This window comes from Pedobacter cryoconitis (genome assembly GCF_014200595.1).
Lineage (GTDB): Bacteria > Bacteroidota > Bacteroidia > Sphingobacteriales > Sphingobacteriaceae > Pedobacter > Pedobacter cryoconitis_C.
On the sequence record NZ_JACHCG010000005.1, the window covers coordinates 144165 to 166194 of the forward strand.

Sequence of the window (22030 nt, forward strand, 5' to 3'; positions counted from 1 at the left end):
ATGATGAACACTATCCGATCTAAACAGACATTAATTATCGCAGCAGTAATTCTGCTGGCTGTATTTTTGTTTACAAGAGATATTAAAGGTTTAGTGAAGCCGAAGAAAGAAACATCTGGCGTTCCTGCCGGAGGGCAACTTACTTCAGCAGGCAGTACAATTAATTTAACAGAGGTCTCGACCGCTGCTAAAAATTCAATTAATGCTAACTTAGCTGCGGAAATCACTACATTGGAAAATGCGTATAAAACTGCATCTGAAGATCAGAAAGTGAACGCTGCGAAAGTTCTTGCAGAAAAATGGGATGATGTTGAGCAAGCTGTTCCAAGCGCGTTATATCTGGAAATCATTGCTGGCAAAGAGCGAAACCTGAATAGCTGGTTAGCTGCTGGTGGCAGATTGATGAAAGCTTTTGACAATACACAGGATAGTTTAATATCTCCTGTATTATTACAAAAAGCAAATGCAGCCTATACGAATGCTGTAGCACTGGATTCAACAAATCTTGAAGCTAAAACCGGGTTGGGAATCACTGTCGTTAATGGCATGGGAGCACCGATGTCGGGTATAGCAATGTTGCTGGACGTCATTAAAAAAGATCCTGATAACTTAAAAGCAAACATGAGCTTAGGAACTTTTGCGATAAAATCCGGACAATTTGACAAAGCAATAACCAGGTTCAATGGTATAATTGCCAAAAAGCCTTCACCAGATGCTTATTTCTATCTGGCTACAGCTTATGAGAACCTGGGTAAAAACAAAGAAGCTGTTGAGGCTTACCTGAACAGTAAAAAATTGGCAGCAAATCCAACCTTATCTAATTTCATTGATAAGAAAGTGGCAGAGCTAAAAACCAAAAACTAATAAACAGATTTATAAAAATATTTAAACCTTACAATTATGCCAAGCGGTAAAAAAAGAAAAAGACATAAAATGGCCACCCACAAACGTAAAAAGCGTTTAAGAAAAAACAGACATAAGAAAAAATAGATTTTTCTCCATGATCAACGAATAATAGATACTAAGATTAGTTTTAGTATCTATTATTCGTTGATCTGTTTTTTATATATTCAGTCCATGTGTTTAATAAGGGATTCATCCCTTTAAATGTATAGCTTTTGGTAAAGGAATTAATTATCGATTCGTCTCCTACGGGAGTAACCATAGCTTTGATTGAAGATAAACAACTTGTAGAACTTCATAAAGAACACGTCAACACAAATTACGCCGTAGGCGATATTTATTTAGGCCGCATAAAGAAAATTATGCCGGGACTGAATGCTGCGTTTGTTGATGTGGGTTATGAGAAAGATGCTTTTTTGCATTATTTCGATCTTGGTCCGCAAGTTCAATCTTTATTAAAGCTTACAAAAATTAAGCGGAATGGCACTGTTAGTGGGACGTTATTAGACAATTTAAAGCTTGAAGCCGATATTAATAAGGCTGGCAAAATATCTGAGGTCGTTTCCAAAAACATGCTTATACCTGTTCAAATAGCTAAAGAGCCTATTTCAACTAAAGGACCGCGTCTAAGCTCTGATCTTTCTATTGCAGGACGGTACATTGTATTAGTCCCATTTTCTAATGTAATATCAATCTCGAAAAAAATTAAGAGTAATACGGAACGTAATCGCTTAAAAAAGATTATTGAAAGTATTAAGCCTAAAAACTTCGGTGTGATCATCAGAACAGTTTCTGAAGGTAAAGGGGTTGAAGAATTGCAAAAAGACTTATTGGATTCTGTCTCTAAGTGGGAAAATTTCATCAAGAAATTACCTGAAGCTGAACCTTCCAAACGTGTTTGGGGTGAGATGGACAGAACGTCTACGTTAATTCGTGACATTTTAAGTGTTGACTTCACTAATGTTTATGTGAACGATGCAGGCTTGTTTGAAGATATCCGTTCTTACGTGCATGAGATTTCTCCGGAAATGGAGAAAATAGTAAAACCTTACAAGCACAAGGAACCTATATTCGAGCATTTCGGAATTGAAAAACAAATTAAGAATGGCTTTGGCAAAACCGTAAATCTTGCCGGCGGAGCTTATCTTGTTGTGGAACATACCGAAGCACTTCACGTGATCGATGTTAACAGTGGTAACAGAACAGCTAATAAAGAAAACCAGGAAGACAACGCCTTACAGGTAAACAAGGAAGCAGCAAAGGAAATTGCGCGTCAGCTCAGACTACGTGATATGGGTGGTATTGTAGTGATCGATTTTATCGATATGCACAAACCAGTAAACCGTAAAATGTTATTTGACTACTTGCGTGAACTGATGTTACTGGATCGTGCTAAACACACTATTCTGCCTCCAAGTAAATTTGGCCTTGTACAAATTACGCGTCAGCGTGTTCGTCCTGAGATGAACATTGTGACCAGTGAAGTTTGTCCAATGTGTCACGGTACTGGTGAAATTAAAGCGAGCATCGTTTTAATGGATGATATTGAAAGTAATATGAACTACATTTTGCGTGAGCAGAATGAAAAAAACATTACGCTTTGTGTACACCCGTATATAGAGGCCTTTATCAAAAAAGGTATTTACTCCCTGCAATGGAAGTGGTTCTTTAAATTCGGACAGAAAATTAAAGTGAAGGCGGTTCCGTCTTACTTATTAACAGAGTTTCATTTTATCTCTTCTAAAGACGAAGAAATAAAGTTGTAAAACTCGTGTTCAAAACATAATGGAAAAGCCTGGTACTTTAAATAGTAACCGGGCTTTTCTATTTATTCCACAAACCTTAAATTTGATTACCAGTTTGCTGCAACATCCCAGATACCTCTGGAATACCCTGCCACCAATACTTTAGCATGATAATTACCAGTCACAGTAGCAGTTATATTACCATATGGAGTAGTAACGCTACCAATTCCATATACTAGATTGTTACCATCAGTTTGCGTTAGAAATGGTATACTTCCACTTAGATATTTTACCGAATTATCAAAAGTACTATTGTATTGGATCGTATAACTTCCATTAGAGATACTTTTTTCCATCGTTTCACCAGCAGGTCTCCATTTACTACCTTTGTATTCTTGTTTAATCCTGGTATATAGAACACTCATAGTTCCGAACTGCCCACTACCTTCCACATAGTTCTGGATTTCAAAAATAATTTTGCGTATGCTTCCCGGATCGTTATCATGCGTAAATTCCTTTTGATATCTTGCATCACCATCATTTTTTCCCAATTGTACACTCATTGTTTTTGTCTGCCCCGATTTAACTGCCGAATTGCTATTTAAAGCGACATTCCCTGCTTTATAGCTGATCTCGCTTGTAGCAGGATTTTCTTTAATTGCAGCTAGTTTAGCTTCATTTCTACCCGGAACCATATGTTTTAGCCCTTTATTAAACCAAACAATAGTATCTCCAACCATATATTCGCCTTTTTCGTTAATTACAGCTGCATAGAACTCGGGGAAATCAAATGTATCCATCAATCCTCCTTCTTCTACTTTACCAGCTCTCAGTGACTTAAACCCTTGCTGACTTTCCCAGTTTTTCAAAAAGTCAGTTCCCTTATTTTTTATTGAATCCAAAGTTTGATATAGGGCTTTTGTACTAGCAAATTGCAATCTGCCATCCACATTTTTAACAGATTGCCACTGCGAATTACTCACATTATCTTTTACTGCTGAACTTCCTTCGTTCTTTTTACACCCCGAAATAATTGTCCCGGAAATTGCAAGAGCTAATAATGCGCCCGTAGACGCTCCTTTAATAGTTTTTCTCATAAAATATATATTTGATTAAATAATTATTCGCAATGTATTAATATTAAGCAATTAATTATCATAATAAATACAATTAATACACAATTAAAAATAAATTATTAATCAATAGAATATCAATAATTATATATAAACAACTATTTATCTTAAATTATATTTTCGGTAAAGAAGCGACCAACAAGCAAATACACTAGTAATTCAAATGAGCTCTTATTATCCACCGAATTAAGTTAAATTCGTGTTTTAATCTCAAATCAATTGGCTAAAACTAAATCAGCATATTTCTGTCAGAGTTGTGGGTACGAATCAGCCAAATGGCTTGGAAAGTGCCCATCTTGTAATTCCTGGAATACTTTCGTAGAGGAAGTCATTGAAAAACCAGGAGCCAGTGTTCCCGCATGGCAGACATCGGGTTCTACGAAAAGATCCAATAAACCTAATAAGATTACTAATATTGCATTTTCTGAGGAAAACAAACTCTCCACCAATGACCTTGAACTCGACCGTGTACTGGGTGGTGGTTTAGTGGCAGGATCTGTAGTTTTGATCGGAGGTGAACCGGGTATAGGTAAATCGACACTGATGCTGCAACTTGCATTAAACATCACCGGAAAAAAAGTACTCTATGTCTCAGGCGAAGAAAGTGAACAGCAGATTAAAATGCGTGCAGAAAGGATTACCAGTAATCCAACCGCAGAATGTTATATCCTTACTGAAACCTCTACACAAAATATATTTAAGCAAATTGAGGTTCTTGAACCCGATATTATTGTAGTAGATTCCATCCAGACACTACACTCTTCACATATTGATTCTACTCCGGGCAGTGTTTCACAAGTAAGGGAATGTACTGCCGAATTACTTCGTTTCGCTAAAGAAACGGATACTCCGGTCTTTTTAATAGGTCATATTACCAAAGATGGGGCGATTGCAGGGCCTAAAATCCTGGAACACATGGTTGACACCGTTTTACAATTTGAAGGCGACAGACATCATGTCTACAGAATTCTCCGTTCTATTAAAAACAGATTTGGTGCCGCAGCAGAATTAGGGATTTACGCAATGCACAGCGGCGGGCTCAGACAAGTTTCCAATCCTTCGGAAATCCTGCTTTCTCAAAGAGATGAAGAATTAAGCGGGATTGCCATTGCGGCAACATTAGAAGGCGCAAGACCCATGTTAATTGAAACACAGGCATTGGTTAGCACCGCAGCTTACGGAACGCCTCAGCGGTCAGCTACAGGCTTTGATACCCGAAGGATGAATATGTTGCTTGCCGTACTGGAAAAACGCTGTGGTTTCAGATTAAGTACCAGGGATGTATTCTTGAATATTGCTGGCGGGATTAAAGTGGAAGATCCAGCAATTGACCTTGCAATTCTTGCAGCTATTATTTCATCGCATGAAGATATTTTCATCTCTTCAAAAATCTGTTTTGCAGCAGAAGTTGGCTTATCCGGAGAAATCCGTGCAGTAAACAGGATAGAACAGCGGATTGCTGAAGCTGATAAGTTAGGTTTTGAAAGAATTTTTGTTTCTAATTATAACTTAAAAGGCCTGATTACAGACAAATATAAACTGGAGATTACAGGAGTAAACAAAATTGAAGATGTTTTTTCTTTATTGTTCGGATAAATTTCAATAGTTTTAATGGAAATCTAATTTATAAAACATGCTTATCATCGTATTCATTGTTATCGTACTGATCGCAATTATTGGCATTAGTTTCTATAACTCACTTATTGCGAAAAGAAACCAGGTCAGCAATGCTTTTTCGTCCATTGACGTCATGCTTAAAAAAAGATATGAACTCATACCAAACCTGGTTGAAACGGTCAAACAATACACAAAATACGAAGAGGGTACGCTGACAAAAATAACTGCATTAAGAAGTAAAGTAGAAACCGGTCAGCTGAGCAATCAGGAAAAAATCGAACTGGATAAACAAATTGGTACAGCAGTCAATGGAATGATGCTTACAGTGGAGAACTACCCGGACCTTAAAGCCAATCAGAATTTTCTTAACCTTCAGTCCACCTGGACAGAAAGTGAAGAACAGATTGCAGCTGCCAGAAGAAATTATAACGCTTCAGTGACTGCTTATAACAATGGGATTATGATGTTTCCGGGAAGTATTTTTGCCGGTATGCTGAATTATCAGCCTTTCCCGGTATTGGAAAATACAGTAGAAGAGAGAAAAAATATAAGTGCTAAAGACCTATTCAATAATTAATGGCAGCAGACTTCAGAAATGATCCTGCATTACAAGAGGTTATACAAAGTTTAGAGCTGGAGCGTAAAGCCATAGTTGCACTTAAAGGTAAAGCAGGGCTCTATGCCTTAATTGGTATACTCGTGCTGATTGGCTTTGGTGTTATAGGCATCGCAGTATTCTGGTTTTATGTGCCGGCTATCGCCGCGCTGGTTTACGCCTTTATCATTTACCTGAAAGTAACCCCGGCTTACCGGGCTTACAGGCATAGTTTTAAAGCCAATGTGCTTACTGCAATCTTAAAATCAAATTACCAGGATATCACATTTGAACCTTATGCTGGTTTGTCACTGGAAGAATTTCTGGGCTGTCAGCTCTTTTCAAACAGGCCTGACCGTTATGACACAGAAGACCGTATAACAGGTTCTTTAGCTAAAACCAACTTCTATTTTTCGGAAGTAGATGCTGCTTACAAAACAGAAAGTACCGATAGCAAGGGCAATAAGACTGAAACCTGGCATGAAATTTTTAAAGGAATTATTTTTGCAGCAGACTTTAATAAAAATTTCAACGGCACAACCCTGATCCGTCCCGAAGATATTGGAAGTTCTATAGTGGACTGGTTTGCGAAAGCGCTACCACTATTTAGTTCGGCTCGTAATACGAAGGTTTTGCTGGAAGATCCTGAATTCAACAAAACTTTTAGTACGCATTCAACTGATCAGATAGAAGCGAGGTATATACTCACACCAGCTATGATGAGCAGAATTCTGGCGCTGAACCAGAAAACAAAGGGTGCGATTTCACTTTCCTTCATTGCTTCCCGCGTATACATTGCATTTCCGATCCAGGGAAACTATTTTGAACCTCCTTTAAAGAAAAGTATACTCGAAGATACTTCCATAGCGCAGGATCTTTATATTGTTCAGTTCATGTATGATATCGTCAATGAACTTGATCTAAATACCAGGATCTGGGGCAAGAATTAAAATGCGGTTAAAATTAAACCACATATCGCTGATATAGAACAAGAAAGCGTAATTTTGCTTTAAATCAGCCTCTAAAAACATGCATCCTAATCTAAAAAAACTATCCGCAGCGGGTATGTTAGTCACATTGGGTATAATATTCGGTGACATAGGAACGTCTCCGCTTTATACCTTCCAGGTATTACTTAAAGAAGGGGGGCAAGTTAATCCCGCCTTAGTATTAGGAGCAATTTCATGCGTATTCTGGACGCTAACCCTGCAAACTACTTTCAAGTACATTTTTATTACACTTCAGGCAGACAATAAAGGAGAAGGTGGTATATTTTCACTCTACGCTTTAGTAAGGCGTTATGGTAAATGGATGGCCATTCCCGCAATAATCGGTGCCGGGACATTACTGGCAGACGGGATCATTACACCCCCCATCTCTGTAACTTCAGCAATTGAGGGCTTAAATCTGGTTCCCGCATTGTCAAAGATAATTGTACCGGGCAACACCCTGATTCTGTGTATTGTCATTACAATTATTGTGTTGCTGTTCTTTTTTCAGCAATTCGGGACAAAGGTTATCGGCGCCTCTTTCGGGCCGATCATGCTCTGCTGGTTCTGTATGATTGCCTTACTTGGGTTGATCCAGGTATTACATTACCCTGAGATTTTCAAAGCACTGAACCCGTATTATGGTGCCAGGTTATTAATGGATCATCCACATGGCTTCTGGTTACTGGGCGCTGTATTTTTATGTACCACAGGTGCCGAAGCTTTGTATTCTGATTTAGGCCATTGCGGAAGAAAGAATATTCAGATCAGCTGGATCTTCGTTAAAACTGCCTTAGTACTAAATTACCTTGGTCAGGGGGCATGGGTATTAATGCAAAGCCCGCAGAAAGATTTCAACGGGATCAATCCTTTCTTTGAGATTGTCCCGCATTTATTCCTGGTTCCTGTAGTCATCATCGCAACTATGGCGACTATCATAGCCAGTCAGGCTTTGATTTCGGGTTCATTTACTTTAATTAGTGAAGCGGTGAGTATGAATTTCTGGCCTAAAGTCACCATTAAATATCCGACTAATATCAGAGGCCAGATTTATATTCCAAGTATCAACTGGTTACTTTGTATAGGGTGCATCGCGGTTTCTCTTTATTTCAGAACCTCCGAGAATATGACCGCAGCATATGGGTTTTCTATTACGATTGCGATGCTGATGACTACCATACTAATGTATTATTTTATGCGGTATGTAAAACGCTGGCCACTTTGGCTGGTGATCATCATTGTGAGTGTTTTTGCGGTAGTAGAGCTTTCTTTCTTTGTAGCAAACTCTGTAAAAATCGTCAAAAGATTATTCTTCTTAGTCTTCGAAGTCGGCTTGATTTTCACCATGTTTGTCTGGTTCAAAGCGCGCAAAATCACCAATCGTTTCTTGAAATTTGTAGAGCTTGAAGATCAGGTTGATATGCTGAAAGCGCTAAGTGAAGACCGCTCTATAGCCAAATATTGTACACATCTGATTTATTTAACTAAAGCCAACAACAGTAAACAAATTGAGCAAAAGGTTCTTTATTCTATATTCAGCCGTAATCCCAAGCGGGCCGATGTCTATTGGTTTGTACATATTGAAAGAACTGATGAACCCTATACAATGGAGTTTATGGTAGAGGAGCTTTCAGACGATAAAATTATCCGTATCGAGTTCAGGCTCGGCTTCCGTATTCATCCAAGGATCAATGTGCTGTTCAGAAAAGTAGTACAGGAGATGGTAGCGAATAAGGAAATTGACATTACCAGTAAGTATGACTCATTGAATAAATTTAATCTGGCAGCGGATTTCCGCTTTGTCATCATGGAGAAATTCCTCTCTTATGAGAATGAATTCAGTTTAAAAGATGGATTTATCCTGAGAAGTTATTTTGCAATTAAAAGACTGGCTCAGTCTGATACTAAAGCTTTCGGACTGGATACGAGCGAAACCGTTATTGAAAAGATCCCGCTGGTAGTTTATCCGGCGGAGAACATCCATCTAAAGCGTATTTACAGACCGGTTGGTTAAAATAAAGACATAAAAAAGTCCCGTAAATTACGGGACTTTTTTATGTCTTAACTTTTAATTATTTCGATAAATACATCGATTTGTCTTTATAAAGCTTTCTGAAATACGGATCTTCCAGATCTTTGATAAACCGGATAGATTCACCAGTTGATTTCATCTCAGGGCCTAACTCCTTTGGTACTTCAGGGAATTTATCGTAAGAGAAAACAGGCTCCTTAATCGCATATCCCTCTAATTTACGCTCAATTGTGAAATCTTTCAGTTTGTTCACACCTAACATGATTTTAGCTGCGATATTGATATAAGGAACATCATATGCTTTAGCGATGAAAGGAACAGTTCTGGAAGCTCTTGGATTCGCCTCGATTACATAAACCTTCTCGTCCTTCACAGCAAACTGAATGTTCAGTAAACCGATTACATTTAATGCTCTGGCAATTTTCTTCGAGTAAGTCTCCATGCTTTCCATTACTTTGGCAGAAAGACTGAATGGAGGTAATACCGCAAATGAATCTCCGGAGTGGATACCAGCTGGCTCAATATGCTCCATTAAACCTACAATATGTACATCCTCACCATCACAGATTGAATCTGACTCAGTTTCTTCTGCTCTGTCAAGGAAATGGTCAATCAGTACTCTGTTACCCGGTAAATCACCCAATAACTTCACTACTGCTTTTTCCAGATCCTCATCGTTGATGACAATGCTCATTCCTTGTCCACCTAATACATAACTAGGACGAACCAGTACCGGATAACCTACTTCATTAGCTACCACGATAGCCTCTTCCGCATTTTCCGCAACACCATATTTAGGATAAGGAATATCCAGTTCTTTTAACAAGTCTGAGAAACGGCCACGGTCTTCAGCAACATCCATATCATTATAAGATGTTCCGATGATCTTAATACCATTCTCATGAAGTTTTTCTGCCATTTTCAAAGCAGTCTGACCACCTAATTGTACGATTACACCTACCGGGTTTTCCAGTTCGATGATTTCACGCACATGTTCCCAGAATACCGGCTCAAAGTATAACTTGTCAGCCATGTTGAAATCTGTAGAAACCGTCTCAGGATTACAGTTGATCATGATCGATTCAAATCCGCTTTCTTTTGCTGCCAGTAAACCATGCACACAAGAGTAATCGAATTCAATACCCTGACCAATACGGTTCGGGCCTGAACCTAATACAATGATTTTCTTTTTATCAGTAGGGATAGATTCATTCTCTTCCTCAAAAGTTGAGTAGTAGTATGGAGTCTGTGCAGAGAATTCAGCAGCACAAGTATCCACCATTTTATAAACTCTTCTGATGCCCAGTGATTTTCTGCGGTCATAAACCTCATCCTCAGTTACATTACCTAACAGGTAAGCAATCTGGATATCAGAAAATCCTTTTTGTTTCAGGGTGAAGAAGAATTCCTTCGGTATATTATTTAATGAATAACGTTTTAATTCTGTTTCCAGCTGTACCAGTTCCTGGATCTGTGCTAAGAACCATTTATCGATTCTGGTCACTTTACGGATAGACTCCAATGGAACACCCATGCTCATTGCATCCTTGATCAGGAATAAGCGGTTCCAGCTTGGATGTTCCAAACCGTGCATAATCTCTTCGATACTTCTGTTGTGTTTTCCATCGGCACCTAAACCAGCGCGTCCGATTTCTAAACTCTGACATGCTTTTTGAAGGGCTTCGATAAAGCTGCGGCCAATAGCCATAACTTCACCAACAGATTTCATCTGTAAACCTAACTCCATGTTCGCACCTTTGAATTTATCAAAGTTCCAGCGGGGTATTTTAACGATTACATAATCTAACGTAGGCTCAAAGTAAGCCGAAGTAGTTTTAGTAATCTGATTTTCGATTTCATCCAGGTTATAACCAATAGCCAGTTTAGAAGCAATTTTAGCAATCGGATAACCAGTTGCCTTACTTGCCAGTGCTGACGAACGGGAAACCCTTGGGTTAATTTCGATGGCGATGATATCGTCGTTATCAGGGTTAACTGAGAACTGTACATTACATCCACCTGCGAAAGTACCAATCGCACGCATCATTTTGATCGCCTGGTTACGCATTTCCTGGTAACAGGTATCAGATAAAGTCATTGCTGGTGCAACTGTAATAGAATCACCAGTATGAATACCCATCGGGTCAAAGTTTTCAATCGAGCAAATGATAATCACGTTATCATTGCTGTCTCTTAATAACTCCAGCTCATATTCTTTCCAGCCTAAAACGGCTTTCTCTACTAATACCTCGTGTGTTGGAGAAGCTTCAAGACCACGTTTCAGCGCAGCATCAAATTCTTCTTTCTTGTGTACAAAACCACCACCTGATCCACCCAGCGTATAAGAAGGACGGATAACCAGCGGATAACCGATTTCCTGTGCCGCTTCTTTACCTTCAAGGAAAGAGTTTGCAATTTTTGAGGGTGCAACACCCACACCTATATCTACCATTAACTGGCGGAAAGCTTCTCTGTTTTCTGTTTTTTCAATTGCAGCAACATCAACGCCAATTACTTTAACGCCATGTTTTTCCCAAACACCACGTTCTTCAGCTTCCTTACAAAGGTTTAAGGCAGTTTGCCCTCCCATTGTTGGTAATACAGCATCAATTTTCCGCTCTATTAAAATCTGCTCAATAGAGTCTACCGTTAAAGGTCTGAGGTAAACATGGTCTGCAATGATCTTATCAGTCATAATAGTTGCAGGATTGGAGTTTATAATAGAAACTTCAATTCCTTCTTCTTTTAAGGATAAGGCAGCTTGGGATCCGGAGTAATCAAACTCACAGGCTTGGCCAATAATAATAGGTCCGGAACCGATAATCAATACTGAACGTATGGAGGTGTCTTTAGGCATAAGGCTTTAAAAAAGTCTAAAGTGTTTTGTTAAAAAATGTTCGTCTTGTAAGACTGATAGCTGGGCGAGATTTTACGTGCTATTGCTAAAGAATCCCGACTGTTCTGTCGGGATGCAAAGATACATCATTAGCCTGTAATAATTCAGTTTTTTTTAAAGAATTTCTTAAATAAAGTCTATGCTAATTGTAGTTAAAAAGTGGGATTATTAAGCTCCAGAAGCAGTTTCATTTTTAATAGCGTACTTTGAACAACTTTTAGGCGTTAATAGAGGAGCTTTAACGCTGTCATACTTTATAAAAAACAATGAAAAAATTACTATTTACAGTCTTTGCTGCTGTTATCTTATTAAGCGGATGCGGAACTGTCCAGTCCATTATCAAATCCAGTTTCCCATACACTGCCACACTGGTTATTTCTAAAGCTTCAAAAGCAGATACGGTAGCCTCAGTTACAAGTACTGCCAGCAGTTTTGATGAAATATTCGGGAATCAAAGTGGAAGTGATTATATCAGGGATGTCAGAATTGCTTCGGCAAGGATTATGGCGTCTGATCCGAATGACAAAAGCATGGGCATGTTTAAGTCTATCAAAGTATTTGTTTCAACCGGAACCAGTGGCGAGGTCATGGTCGCTTCAAGAAGTGATGTTTCAGAACATATCGGATCTTCTCTGGTATTAGATATCGATAATTCTCTTTTTGTAGACAAGTATGTTAAAGGAAATAGTGTTAAAATACGATTGGAATACGTATTAAGAGAGAATTTAACGAAGGATGTAAGTGTTAGAACTTCTTTAAGTTTCAGCTCTTCACCCGCCAGTAAAAAATAAAAAGGCCAGTTCGGCATAGCTATTGAATCTTTGTCTGGTTTAAAAATCCGGTCTGAGACGTTCATCTCTGCTGGATTTTTTTACATTTGACGCATGGTAGCTATACTCGATGTAGTCAGAGAAAGTATTGAACATTTTTTCAGAATAACCAGCTGGCTGGAATGGTGCGGTGTCATTACCGGAACACTTTGTGTATGGCTGGCAGCGAAAAATAATATTCTGAACTGGCCGCTTGCTATTATCAGTGTACTGATCTATATTTTCATTTTTTTTGAAAGTAAATTATACTCAGACATGGGCCTGCAAGTCTATTTCCTGGTCACTAATGCCTACGGCTGGTATTTCTGGAGCAAAAACAGGAATAACCCTGAATCTTCCAGACCAGTCAGCGTGATTACCACTAAAGAAATGGCCTTATCTGCACTTGCAGTCATCCTTTTAACTATCCTTCCCGGAACTTTGCTCCACTATTTTACTAAAGCATCCTATCCATTTTTAGACAGCTTTTGTACGGCATGCAGCCTGGTCGCTCAAATATTCCTTGCCAGAAAAGTATTACAAAACTGGCTGATCTGGATTTTTGTTGATATCATTTACGTGGGCGTTTATATTTCAAAAGATCTTTATGCTACTGCAATTATGTATGCTTTATATGTTTATATCGCCTGGGTAGGTTACCAGGGATGGAAAAAATCAAGATTGGAAACAGAAATTACATTGGAAAGTCATGACTAAAAAAATAGCTATCGTTGGCCCTGAAAGCACAGGAAAGTCCACATTGACAAAATTACTGGCTAAACATTACCATACGCTATGGGTGCCTGAGTTTGCCAGATATTACTGCGCAGCTTTAACAGCCCCTTGTACCATGCAGGATGAAATTAACATGTTTCATGGACAGCAGGCCCTTGAAGAATCAATCCTGGCTATTGCAGAGCAAGAAATGATTTTCTGCGATACCACATTTTTAACGGTAAAAATATGGAGCGATGAGATGCTGGGTGAGACTCCGCAGCTCGTACTGGATGCTTTGCCATTGAGAACCTATGACCATTACTTACTGCTGAATATTGACTTGCCATGGCAGGAAGATCCGCAACGTGATTTCCCGCATATGCGCGAGCATTTTATGGCGATCTGGCATAAAGAATTGAAAAATCTGGGTGCTGATTACGTAGTGATCAGCGGGATTGAAGACAGATTACAAAATGCGATTACCGCAATAGATAAATTTTTGGAAAGAAAATAAGAATACGAAATGAACGAAACAGAATTTTTAGAGTATTGTAAAAGTCAGCTGACCGGCCCGATTAAAGATGAAGATATCATTACGATGTTAACTGCCTGGGGAAGTATCAAATATTCTCAAGGATATACGAATGCACAAAGCGAGAAAGAAGATATAGAATAACGGTACAAGCGTTGCTAAATTGCTATATCTAAAATATTTTATACATTTGCCGATATCAAAAGGGGTGCCTTGTTTTGTAAAAAACACAAAGACAGGCTGAGATCATACCCATTATTTGAGTGCTGAATTGATTTCATGCGCTTCAAATATGCACCTGATCCGGGTAATGCCGGCGGAGGGATTGGAGTTATGGAGTTTAATTATGTTGTATTAGCCCTATGTACAACAGGTTTTACTAAAAAACAGTAGCAAATTGAAAACATTATTGATCGCAGTTATAGCTGTGTTCCTTCTACCTGTATTTGCCAGTGCGCAATTCACAATTTCGGGATCAGTTTCCGAAAAAACAAAGCAGACCAGTTTACCGGGAGCAACTATCAGTTTAAAAAACACAAGTATTGGCTCCAGCAGCAATGCGAATGGCGCATATCAGCTTAAAAACGTTAAAGCCGGTAAATATGTACTGACCGTAAGTTTTGTCGGTTATGAAACACAGCACAAAACTATTGAAGTCAATGGAGATCAGCAGATCGATTTCAAGCTTGAACCTTCAGCTTACCTGGCAGATGAAGTTATTGTCATGGCTACCAGAGCTACAGAAAAATCAGGTACAACTTATAAAAACGTGAGTAAATCTGATATTGAGGCTAATAACTTCGGACAGGATTTGCCTTTCATTATCAACAATACGCCAGGTGTGGTAGTCACTTCAGATGCAGGAACCGGAGTAGGTTATACCGGTATCCGGATCAGAGGAAGTGATGCGACAAGGGTTAATGTGACTGTTAACGGAATTCCTTTAAACGACTCTGAAAGTCAGGGCTCATTCTGGGTAAATATGCCTGATTTTGCTTCCTCGGTAGAGAGTATCCAGATTCAGCGTGGTGTAGGAACCTCTACAAATGGTGCCGGTGCATTTGGCGGAAGCTTGAACATACAGACTTCTGCACCAGGTTTAGAGCCTTATGCAGAAGTTAACAGTACGTATGGCTCTTTCAACACGCTAAAAAACACGGTAAAAATCGGAACAGGTCTGATTGATAATAAATTCAGTTTTGACGGCCGCTTATCAAGAATACAGTCTGATGGTTTTGTAGACCGTGGTGCATCCTTATTAAAATCTTATTTCTTGTCTGGTGCTTACCATGGAAAAACTGATCTGTTACGGATTAATGTCTTTTCTGGTTCAGAGAAAACTTACCAGTCCTGGAACGGTGTTCCGGAGTCGAAGTTAAGAGGGGATGTACAAGGGATCAATGATTATATCGAAAGAAATGGAATAACCGGCGCTGATGCTGCGAACCTATTAACCGCGGATAACAGAAAGTATAATTCATTCCTATACAAAGATCAAAATGATAACTACTGGCAGGATCATTACCAGGTCTTGTATGCGAAACAGTTTAATGATAAATTCTCTTTCAATGGCGCCCTGCATTATACCTATGGAAGAGGTTATTACGAAGAATTTAAAGCCGGACAAAAATTTGCCGATTATGGTTTAGAAAATCCAATTATCAATGGTGCACCCGTATTGACAACGGATCTTGTGCGCAGACGCTGGTTAAATAATAATTTTTACGGCGCAACTTATAGTTTCAATTACAAAGCATCTTCTCAGCTGAATTTCACAGTGGGTGGTGCCTATAACCAGTACCGTGGTCAGCATTATGGCCAGATCAACTGGTCACAAATTTCTTCAAACCTGAATAACTCTGACCATTATTACGATGGAGACGGAAATAAAAATGATTTCAATATTTATGCAAAGGTTTCTTATAGCCCTGTTGAAAAACTGAACTTATTTGCAGACCTGCAATACAGAAGACTGAATTATGATATTACAGGTAAGGACAATGACTTACTTCCCTTAAACATCCATGATAAGCTGAATTTCTTCAATCCAAAGCTTGGTGCCTCTTATTTTGTAAACCCAAAAAGCAATATTTATGCTTCTTTGAGTATTGCCAACAAAGAGGGTAACCGGGATGACTATGTGAATGCAAATGCAGGTACTCTTCCACATCCGGAAAGGTTATATAACGTAGAAGCCGGATACCGGATCAAAGATGCACAATACAGCGCAGGTGTGAACGTATATGGCATGTTCTATAAAGATCAGCTGGTGGTAACTGGAAAACTAAGTGATGTCGGGGCTTCTATCCGTCAGAACGTCCCTAACAGCTCCAGAATTGGAGTTGAGTTTGATGGATCTTACACCTTAAGCCGTCACTTTCTGATTAATGCCAATGCTGCATTGAGCAGAAATAAAATTAAAGATTTCTCTGAGTTCATTTTTAATTATGATACGAACAAAGAGGATACCTACAATTACACCAATACTAACATTTCTTTTTCACCGGATGCGGTACTATTCGGAGAGCTGGTTTATAAACCATTCACCAGTTTCGCTGTAGCTTTACAAAGTAAATATGTGAGCAAACAATATATGGACAATACACAGAATGAAGGCAGAAAACTGAATGGTTACTGGGTAAATAATGTCCGTTTAGGTTATGATTTCAGTTTTAAAGGAGTGAAAAACATGAACATCGGTTTACTGATCAATAACATCCTCGACAAAAAATACGAGAGTAATGGCTATACTTATGGATCTTATAGTGGCGGTAACCGGGTAACAGAGAATTTCTATTTCCCGCAAGCGGGAACTAACCTCTTATTATCCTTAAATGTTAAGTTTTAAGATTTAACTTTAGCAAATTTTAATAAGAACATCTTTAACAAGAAATATACAAATGAAAAAATTCATCGAAAAGCTTCAGTTTATCACACATGATATTGATGCCTTAACGCATATTGAACAGGCACAACTAGCTTGTGAAGCAGGTGCAAAATGGGTTCAATACCGTTGTTTGACGAAGGATGATGAAGCTCTTTTAAAGGATATTAACGCCATCGCAGAAATTTGTGATGACTGGGGCGCAACACTGATTGTAACCAATCACATCCATTTAAACAGAAAAGCAGATATCCAAGGCTTTCATATCGAAGACATGGATGCAGATTTCAACGCATTACGTGAGCAATTAGGAGAAGATATTACGATTGGTGGTTCTTCCAATACTTTAGAAGGGTTACTGAGGCTAGCCGAAGAAGGTGCCGACTATGCAGGCTGTGGCCCATTCAGCCATACCGATACCAAGCCAAACAATTCTCCATGGTTAGGCCTGGAAGGTTATGCAAAAATCGCCGCTGTCTTAAAAGAAAAAGAGATTGACCTTCCGGTATTAGCTGTTGGTGGTGTGAAGTTAACTGATGTGGAAGCTTTATTGGAAACGGGCATCTTTGGAATTGCAGTTTCTTCTGCAATCAACCAGGCCGAAAACATGAAGCATGCCTACGAGGATTTCTATGCTCTTGTAAAATAATTTAGTAATGTCAAATATGGCTTTGTCATATTTGACATTACATTTCAAAAAGACTTGCTTATAATATACATTTGTTTCAAATCATTTTCCTTTGGACAGTCCCACAATTGTAGATAAACAAGATCCTTACGCCGCCCTGCGCTACAGGGAATTCAGATCTTTCCTTGGTATGCGTTTCTTTTTTACGTTTGCCTATCAGATGCAAGCTGTAATTATCGGCTTTCACATTTATCACTTAACCAAAGATCCGCTTTCTTTAGGGCTGGTTGGTCTTTGTGAAGCACTCCCTGCTATTGGGATTGCACTCTATGGAGGTTATGTTGCCGATAAGTCTGAAAAGAGAGGGCTTTTACTGAAAATATTCCTTGGTGTTTTTACCTGCTCACTGATCATGCTGGTTGCAACTTCTCCTCAAATGCATCCTTATGTTCCGGAAAGTTATATCATCCCGATTATGTATTGTATGGTATTCGGGATAGGAATAGCCAGAGGGTTCTTTAGTCCGGCTACTTCTTCTTTGATGGCTATGACCATTCCCAGAGAACTTTATCCCAATTCCAGTACCTGGAACAGTTCTTCTTACATGACAGCCTCTATTTTAGGGCCTGCCGTTGGAGGACTGGTTTACGGCTTTTACGGCATCACGGTCACTTACACAGTAATTATCGCTTTTATACTGATCGCTCTAGTCTGTGTATTTTTTCTGAAATCACATCCGCCAAAATATATTCCTAAGGAAAGTATTATGAAAAGCCTCACAGAAGGTGTACAGTTCGTATTCAAGAGTAAAATGATGCTGGGTGCAATGAGTCTTGATTTGTTCTCCGTATTTTTTGGCGGCGCAGTTGCTTTATTGCCTGTTTTTGCGAATGATATTTTAAATGTGGGTTCTGAAGGGCTCGGTTTTATGCGTGCGGCAGCCTCGGCAGGCGCAGTGCTGACCATGCTGGTTATGACCAGGATCTCACCGATGAACAAACCGTGGAGAAACCTGCTGGTAGCTGTAGTTGGCTTCGGCACAAGCATTATCTGTTACGGCCTTTCTAAGAACTTCTATCTGACTTTGGTGTTCCTGTTCATGGAAGGCGCATTTGATAGCGTCAGCGTCCTGATCCGGTCTACAATCATGCAGTTACTGACACCCGACCGTATGCGTGGCAGGGTATCAGCTGTAAACAGTATGTTTATCGGTTCTTCTAACGAAATCGGTGCTTTTGAATCCGGACTTACTGCAAAATTAATGAGAACTGTTCCAGCAGTAGTGTTTGGTGGCTGTATGACTATAATCATTGCAGGGATCACCTATACCAAAACTAAAAGCCTGCTTGGCCTCACCTTACAGGATATTCACGAAGAAACAGTTTAAGCCTTATCTTTCTCCTACCTGCTGTCTCCACATGGCATAATACAATCCTTTCTCTTCTAACAGGTCTGCGTGTTTGCCCTGCTCGATGATATGCCCCTTTTCAAGTACATAAATCCGGTCTGCATGACGGATTGTTGATAACCGGTGTGCAATCAGTATCGTAATATGATTGGTAAACTCTGAAACTTCTCTGATGGTAGCGGTAATCTCTTCTTCAGTCAGGGAATCCAAAGAGGAAGTAGCCTCATCAAATACCAGGATATCCGGTCTGCGCAATAAAGCTCTGGCGATAGACAGCCTTTGTTTTTCACCTCCGGATACTTTCACTCCACCTTCTCCGATTACGGTATCCAGTCCTTTATCAGCCCGTGCTAAAAGTGTCTGACAGGCTGCTTGCTCCATCACACGCAAACATTCTTCGTCCGTAGCCCCCGGACGCACAAACTGAAGGTTCTCTCTGATTGTACCCGAGAACAATTGTGTATCCTGAGTTACAAAACCTATTTTCTCTCTGAGCTGATCCAGATCAATCTCTTTGCTAGAAATACCATTGTATAATACCTGTCCTACCTCTGGCTGATAAAGACCAACCAAAAGCTTCACTAAAGTAGTTTTCCCTGACCCTGACGGCCCCACAAAAGCAATAGTCTCTCCATCATTGGCTTTAAAATTAATCCCGTTCAGCGCATTTGTTTTTCCAGTGAGGTGTCTGAAACTTAATCCTGAAAACTCCAGTGATTCAATTTTGTTCAGCACTTTAGGATTTAAAGGTTTCTGATCAATTGGGGTACTGAGGATCTTTTTGAAATTACCCAGGGAAACTTCTGCCTCTCTCCAGGAAAGAATTACATTGCCTAACTCCTGTAATGGGCCAAAAAGGAAAAATGAATAAAACAGGAAGGAGAAATATTGTCCTGCTGAGATTGTATTTTCAAAAATAAGAATCAACAAAACTACAACCATAATACTTCGCACCAGGTTCACTGTAGTCCCCTGTACAAAGCTCATGCTTCTTACATATTTGACTTTTCTGAGTTCTAATCCTAATATTTTATAGGTAGTCTTATTCAGGCGGTCTATTTCCTGGTTGGCAAGACCTAAACTTTTTACCAGCTCAATATTTCTTAAGGATTCTGTAGTTGAACCTGCCAATGCAGTAGTTTCAGCAACAATATTACGTTGGATCACCTTAATTTTACGGCTTAAAAACCAGCTCACAAAGCTAATCACAGGGATAGCCAGAAAATAAATTACAGTTACTTTATAACTTACAGTAACGGAATAGACGATAACAAAAACCATCCCGATCAAACTGACAAATAAAATACTGATGAAAGAAGTAATAAATTTCTCACTGTCCAGCCTTACTTTCTGAAGGATTCCAAGCGTTTCTCCGCTTCGCTGATCTTCAAAAACCTGATAAGGTAATTCCAGCGAATGTTTAAGGCCATCAGCATACATCTGTGCCCCAACTTTCTGAACAATAATACTGGTAAAATAATCCTGGAAATTCTTTGCAATACGGGATACCATTGCTGCGCCGACGCCCAGACCAATCAGCCCTAAAACGCCCCAGACAAACTGATCTCTGCTCAGCACGTCCTTTTTCTCAATGAACCTGTCCACAATACGTCCGGTGATATAAGGATCAAGTAATGAAAAGCCTATGTTAATGGCTGCAAGAACCAGCGCAAGACAAACTATCCATTTATAATTTTTAAGATATTGTACTAATAAGTTCATGTTGAAAAAATAGAGCGCAAAAATAAACAAAGGGAATATAGCAAAAGCCATATTCCCTTTTAATTACTCTTAAATTATATTTGAGCAGATCCGGATTATACCGTCATTACGTCTTTCTCTTTTGCTTCAGCGTGTTTATCCACCTTTACAATATAGATATCCGTCATTTTCTGTACTTCACCTTCACCTGTCTTGATTTCATCATCAGAAACTCCTTCACCTTTCAGCTTTTTGATTTTCTCATTAGCGTCTTTACGGATGTTACGAACTGTGATACGGCCGCGTTCCGCTTCTTCTTTAACCTTTTTTACCAGGTCTTTTCTACGCTCTTCAGTTAGTGGCGGAACTACCAGACGAATAACAATACCATCATTTTGTGGATTGATACCAATGTTAGCTTCCATAATTGCGCGTTCGATTGGAACTAACATGTTTTTTTCCCAAGGCTGAACCAGGATCGTACGTGCATCAGGAGTAGTTAAACTCGCTACCTGAGCCAGACCAGTTGCACTGCCATAATAGTCAACCATAATTCCATCCAGCATACCTACTGAAGCCTTACCCGCACGTATTTTAGTCAATTCAGTTTCACAATGAGCAATTGCTTTGTCCATTGTTGCCTGAGCATCTTGTAATTGTTTCTTTATGAGGTCGTTCATAATTTGTGCTTTTTATCAAAAAAATATATTTGTATTAAATTTAGCCTTTTACTAATGTTCCGATTTCTTCGCCCTGCGCAATTTTCATGAAGTTCCCTGTTTTATTCATATCAAAAACGATAATAGGAAGTTCATTTTCTTCGCAAAGTGTGAAAGCTGTCATATCCATTACGTTTAATCCTTTCGAATAAACTTCTTTGAAAGAGATTTCAGTATAACGTGTTGCTGTCGGATCTTTTTCAGGATCAGCAGTATAAATGCCATCTACACGTGTACCTTTCAGTACTACGTCTGCTTTAATTTCAATTGCGCGTAGTGCCGCAGCTGAATCTGTTGTGAAGTAAGGATTTCCAGTACCCGCACCAAAAATAACAACACGGCCTTTTTCAAGGTGTCTTACTGCTCTTCTGCGAATAAATGGTTCACAGATCTGCTCCATTTTAATGGCGGTAAGTAATCTTGTTTTAAGTCCTACTTTTTCCAGTGCATCCTGTAAAGCCATACTGTTAATTACAGTAGCTAACATTCCCATATAATCAGCTTGTGCACGATCCATACCAGATTTCTCTGCGCTCAAACCTCTGAAAATATTACCACCACCTATAACTATTGCAATTTCCAGGCCCTGTGCATGAACGGCTTTAATATCTTCTGCGTACTGCTTAACGCGGTCATTATCAATACCATATTGCTTTTCGCCCATTAGCGACTCTCCGCTTAACTTAAGTAGGATCCTTTTATACTTCATGACTCCAAAAATA

At 39.2% G+C, this 22030-nt stretch carries 18 protein-coding genes and 1 riboswitch; of the genes, 13 read left to right on the forward strand and 5 right to left on the reverse strand.

All coding sequences use genetic code 11. The annotated features are described in order from the left end of the window. Both HDE70_RS23130 and HDE70_RS23135 read left to right on the forward strand, forming a co-directional pair. Nucleotides 1–864 (forward strand): tetratricopeptide repeat protein, encoded by an 864-nt coding sequence (locus HDE70_RS23130; RefSeq protein ID WP_183869379.1) that lies wholly within the window; start codon nucleotides 1–3, stop codon nucleotides 862–864. 254 nt (nucleotides 865–1118) lie between these two features. Then, nucleotides 1119–2669 (forward strand): Rne/Rng family ribonuclease, encoded by a 1551-nt coding sequence (locus HDE70_RS23135; RefSeq protein WP_183869378.1) that lies wholly within the window; start codon nucleotides 1119–1121, stop codon nucleotides 2667–2669. Between the two features lie 86 nt (nucleotides 2670–2755). Here the strand turns inward: HDE70_RS23135 and HDE70_RS23140 are convergent, their stop codons facing one another. Continuing rightward, a complete protein-coding gene (locus tag HDE70_RS23140) occupies nucleotides 2756–3745 on the reverse strand; it encodes a hypothetical protein (RefSeq protein ID WP_183891965.1) in 990 nt (329 codons plus the stop codon). Nucleotides 3746–4000: 255 nt separating this feature from the next. Between HDE70_RS23140 and radA the strand changes: the two genes are divergently transcribed. The 4 genes from radA to HDE70_RS23160 all read left to right on the forward strand — a co-directional run bounded on the left by radA (nucleotide 4001) and on the right by HDE70_RS23160 (nucleotide 8996). Continuing rightward, nucleotides 4001–5377 carry a DNA repair protein RadA gene (gene radA / locus HDE70_RS23145; RefSeq protein WP_183891966.1) on the forward strand — a complete coding sequence of 459 codons (1377 nt, stop codon included), beginning with the start codon at nucleotides 4001–4003 and terminating at the stop codon, nucleotides 5375–5377. Nucleotides 5378–5414: 37 nt separating this feature from the next. Then, nucleotides 5415–5975: a LemA family protein gene (locus HDE70_RS23150; protein WP_183891967.1), complete on the forward strand. Its 561-nt coding sequence runs from the start codon at nucleotides 5415–5417 to the stop codon at nucleotides 5973–5975. Then, the gene (locus tag HDE70_RS23155; RefSeq protein WP_183869375.1) at nucleotides 5975–6943 is read left to right on the forward strand and encodes a DUF3137 domain-containing protein; all 969 of its coding nucleotides are present in this window, start codon (nucleotides 5975–5977) and stop codon (nucleotides 6941–6943) included. The genes HDE70_RS23150 and HDE70_RS23155 overlap by 1 nt, the downstream gene beginning before the upstream one ends. Nucleotides 6944–7022: 79 nt before the next feature. Continuing rightward, a complete protein-coding gene (locus HDE70_RS23160) occupies nucleotides 7023–8996 on the forward strand; it encodes a KUP/HAK/KT family potassium transporter (RefSeq protein WP_183891968.1) in 1974 nt (657 codons plus the stop codon). Nucleotides 8997–9054: 58 nt separating this feature from the next. Here HDE70_RS23160 and carB read toward each other — a convergent pair whose 3' ends face one another. Next, nucleotides 9055–11871, reverse strand: a complete 2817-nt coding sequence (gene carB / locus HDE70_RS23165; protein WP_183891969.1) for a carbamoyl-phosphate synthase large subunit — start codon at nucleotides 11869–11871, stop codon at nucleotides 9055–9057. A gap of 305 nt (nucleotides 11872–12176) precedes the next feature. Here carB and HDE70_RS23170 point away from each other — a divergent pair, with 305 nt between their 5' ends. The 7 genes from HDE70_RS23170 to HDE70_RS23200 all read left to right on the forward strand — a co-directional run bounded on the left by HDE70_RS23170 (nucleotide 12177) and on the right by HDE70_RS23200 (nucleotide 18867). Further along, the gene (locus HDE70_RS23170; protein ID WP_183891970.1) at nucleotides 12177–12701 is read left to right on the forward strand and encodes a hypothetical protein; all 525 of its coding nucleotides are present in this window, start codon (nucleotides 12177–12179) and stop codon (nucleotides 12699–12701) included. 93 nt (nucleotides 12702–12794) lie between these two features. After that, complete coding sequence (gene pnuC / locus HDE70_RS23175) at nucleotides 12795–13436, forward strand: nicotinamide riboside transporter PnuC (RefSeq protein ID WP_183869371.1); 642 nt, start codon at nucleotides 12795–12797, stop codon at nucleotides 13434–13436. Then, nucleotides 13429–13950, forward strand: a complete 522-nt coding sequence (locus HDE70_RS23180) for an AAA family ATPase (RefSeq protein WP_183869370.1) — start codon at nucleotides 13429–13431, stop codon at nucleotides 13948–13950. The genes pnuC and HDE70_RS23180 overlap by 8 nt, the downstream gene beginning before the upstream one ends. Nucleotides 13951–13959: 9 nt before the next feature. Further along, nucleotides 13960–14112, forward strand: a complete 153-nt coding sequence (locus HDE70_RS23185; protein WP_170132634.1) for a hypothetical protein — start codon at nucleotides 13960–13962, stop codon at nucleotides 14110–14112. Nucleotides 14113–14162: 50 nt separating this feature from the next. Next, nucleotides 14163–14310, forward strand: a riboswitch (TPP riboswitch). Between the two features lie 55 nt (nucleotides 14311–14365). After that, nucleotides 14366–16816 carry a TonB-dependent receptor gene (locus HDE70_RS23190; protein WP_183891971.1) on the forward strand — a complete coding sequence of 817 codons (2451 nt, stop codon included), beginning with the start codon at nucleotides 14366–14368 and terminating at the stop codon, nucleotides 16814–16816. A 52-nt stretch (nucleotides 16817–16868) separates the two neighbouring features. After that, nucleotides 16869–17501 carry a thiamine phosphate synthase gene (locus tag HDE70_RS23195; RefSeq protein ID WP_183869368.1) on the forward strand — a complete coding sequence of 211 codons (633 nt, stop codon included), beginning with the start codon at nucleotides 16869–16871 and terminating at the stop codon, nucleotides 17499–17501. Between the two features lie 91 nt (nucleotides 17502–17592). Continuing rightward, nucleotides 17593–18867 carry an MFS transporter gene (locus HDE70_RS23200; protein ID WP_183891972.1) on the forward strand — a complete coding sequence of 425 codons (1275 nt, stop codon included), beginning with the start codon at nucleotides 17593–17595 and terminating at the stop codon, nucleotides 18865–18867. A 3-nt stretch (nucleotides 18868–18870) separates the two neighbouring features. Here HDE70_RS23200 and HDE70_RS23205 read toward each other — a convergent pair whose 3' ends face one another. From HDE70_RS23205 to pyrH, 3 genes are all read right to left on the reverse strand, one after another. Beyond that, a complete protein-coding gene (locus tag HDE70_RS23205; RefSeq protein ID WP_183869366.1) occupies nucleotides 18871–20610 on the reverse strand; it encodes an ABC transporter ATP-binding protein in 1740 nt (579 codons plus the stop codon). A 95-nt stretch (nucleotides 20611–20705) separates the two neighbouring features. Next, nucleotides 20706–21269, reverse strand: a complete 564-nt coding sequence (gene frr / locus HDE70_RS23210; RefSeq protein ID WP_183869365.1) for a ribosome recycling factor — start codon at nucleotides 21267–21269, stop codon at nucleotides 20706–20708. A gap of 40 nt (nucleotides 21270–21309) precedes the next feature. Beyond that, entirely contained in the window at nucleotides 21310–22017 is a 708-nt protein-coding gene (gene pyrH / locus HDE70_RS23215) for a UMP kinase (RefSeq protein ID WP_068404326.1), read from the reverse strand. Nucleotides 22018–22030 lie beyond the last annotated feature (13 nt).